This window comes from Pseudomonas sp. GXM4 (genome assembly GCF_008923895.1).
GTDB classification, from domain to species: Bacteria; Pseudomonadota; Gammaproteobacteria; order Pseudomonadales; family Pseudomonadaceae; genus Aquipseudomonas; species Aquipseudomonas atacamensis.
This window is the reverse complement of record NZ_WBRZ01000449.1, coordinates 1-2,372: the sequence shown is the minus strand read 5'-3', so window position 1 is coordinate 2,372 and position 2,372 is coordinate 1. Positions and strand designations below refer to the sequence as shown.

Genomic DNA, 2,372 nt, shown 5'->3' with positions numbered 1-2,372 from the left:
GGTTTTTCAGGCGCTGAAAGGTGGCTGATCGAGCGCATTCGCGAGCAGGCTCGCTCCCACAAGTCATCTTCTGATCGAAAGTTGTTGCAGCCTGCGACACCTCCAGCGTTAACCGAGTGAAAACCCGATCCTGTAGAAGCTGCCGCAGGCTCGGGCCGCGATCGGACGATCTTTCACTACTAATCCGCCAACGCCGCGAAAACCGTATGCGCAATCTTCACCCGTTCGGCATTCGGGTAGTTCTTGTTGGCCAGAATCACGATGCCCATGTCCCGCGACGGCACGAACGCCACATACGCGCCAAAGCCCCGCGTAGATCCGCTTTTGTTGAACAGCACATTGGCCGGTTCAGCTTGCGGTGGAGTCAGCCATTCGACTTTGTGCGGTTCCATGGCCATGGGGGTCGAGTTGCCGTTTTGCAGTTTTTCCAGGCTGATCGGGTAGGCGTAGCGTTCCCAGCCCAGGCCTTGGGTCATGTCGCCGACGCGGTAATAGCCGATGTGGGTGTTGGCGATGGCTTGGTGCAGATCAGGCGCAAGGCTGGCCGGTTGCAGCTGTGCCTGGACGTAACGCAGCAGGTCGGCGGCGCTGGTTTTGATGCCGTAGGCTTCGGCGTCGAGGGCGCCGGGGCTGACGCGTACCGGTTGGTCGGCGCTGTCGTAGCCTTCGGCATAAAGCTTCGACTGCGCTGACGGTACGCTGAGGAAGGTGTGCTGAAGGCCGAGTTTCGGCAGCAGGGTTTGCGTCATTGCCAAGTCGAACGGCTGGCCGAGGCTTTTCGCCGTCAGGTAGCCGAACAGGCCCAGGCTCGGGTTGGAATACAGGCGATGGCTGCCGGCGGGAAACTGCGGTTTCCATTGTTGGTAATAGCCGAGCATCCTGTCGGAAGAATCCGCCTCAGCGGGAAATTGCAGCGGCAGTCCGCCAGCACTGTAGGTGCCCAGTTGCAGCACGCTGATGTTGTCGAAGGCGCTGCCCTTGAGCTCCGGCCAGAGTTGGCTGGCCTTGCTCGACAGGTCGAGTTTGCCTGTGGCCTGGGCGTAACCGGCGAGGGTGGCGGTGAAGGTTTTACTCACCGAGCCGACTTCGAAGAGGGTGTTTTCGCTGACCTTTTGCCCGGTGTCTTTAGCGGCAACCCCGTAGTTAAAGTAATGCGCCTGGCCATTCAGCGTGATCGCTACGGTCAGCCCCGGGATGTTGTTTTGCTGCATGACCGGGGTGACGGCTTGGCTGACCAGTGCCTGCAATTGCGCATCCGTCGGCGTTGCGGCATGACAGGCAACGCTGCCGAAGAACAGTGCGAAAGCGCTGTAGGAAAAGACCTTGCTCGGTTTTAAGGAACACATGATTGAATCACTCTCCATGAGTGTCGATTGTTGTATCCCGCTACACTGCGGGTGATTTTTCATCGGACGGCCGATCAGCGCGGCCAATTTAGGCACTTCGCCGGCCCGCGACAAACGATGAAAACTCGCATGGGCCATTAGAAAAATTGGGGGCAACGCATGATTCGACCGCAACTGCCGCTCAATGCTCTGCGCGCATTTGAAGCCTCGGCACGTCATTTGAGTTTTACCCGTGCTGCCGTCGAGTTGTGCGTGACACAAGCGGCGGTGAGCCATCAGGTCAAAAGCCTGGAAGCGCAACTCAACCTGACCCTGTTCAAACGCCTGCCCCGTGGGCTGATGCTGACCAGTGAAGGCGAAACCTTGCTGCCGGTACTCAGCACATCATTCGATCATATTGCGCAGATGCTCGAGCGTCTGGCCGGTGGGCAGTATCGCGACATGTTGACGGTCGGCGCGGTGGGCACTTTTGCCGTGGGCTGGCTGTTGCCGAGGCTGGCGGACTTTCGGGGGAAACATCCGCTTATAGATTTACGTCTGTCGACCAATAACAACCGGGTGGATGTGGCGGCGGAGGGACTGGATTACGCCATTCGTTTCGGTGCTGGCGCCTGGCATGGCATCGAGGCGACACGCTTGCTCGATGCGCCGTTGTCGGTATTGTGCGTGCCGGAGATTGCCCGGCAACTGCACACGCCGGCGGACCTGTTGCAGCAGACCTTGCTGCGTTCCTATCGCACCGATGAATGGCCGGAGTGGTTTCACGCAGCGGGCCTGGCGACGCAGGCCGCGCCACCGCAAAGCATCGTGTTCGATTCGTCGCTGGCAATGATGGAAGCCGCATTGCAGGGCGGCGGCGTGGCGTTGGCGCCGCCGCTGATGTTCGCCCGGCAACTGGCGGCAGATGCGATCTGCCAGCCGTTTGCGATCGAGATCACCACCGGCAGTTACTGGCTGACGCGGTTGCAGTCGCGAGCGGAAACGGTGGCGATGAAAGCGTTCAAAACCTGGTTGCTGCAGATCTCA

2 protein-coding genes are annotated in these 2,372 nt (G+C 59.8%); one reads left to right on the top strand and one right to left on the bottom strand.

The annotated features are described in order from the left end of the window. Nucleotides 1-179: 179 nt before the first annotated feature. On the bottom strand, nucleotides 180-1,346 hold the full coding sequence (gene ampC, locus F8N49_RS27260; protein WP_151553274.1) for a class C beta-lactamase: 1,167 nt from the start codon (nucleotides 1,344-1,346) through the stop codon (nucleotides 180-182). Between the two features lie 159 nt (nucleotides 1,347-1,505). Between ampC and F8N49_RS27255 the strand changes: the two genes are divergently transcribed. Further along, nucleotides 1,506-2,372 (top strand): LysR family transcriptional regulator (locus F8N49_RS27255; RefSeq protein ID WP_151553273.1); only part of this gene is annotated, 867 nt, incomplete at its 3' end.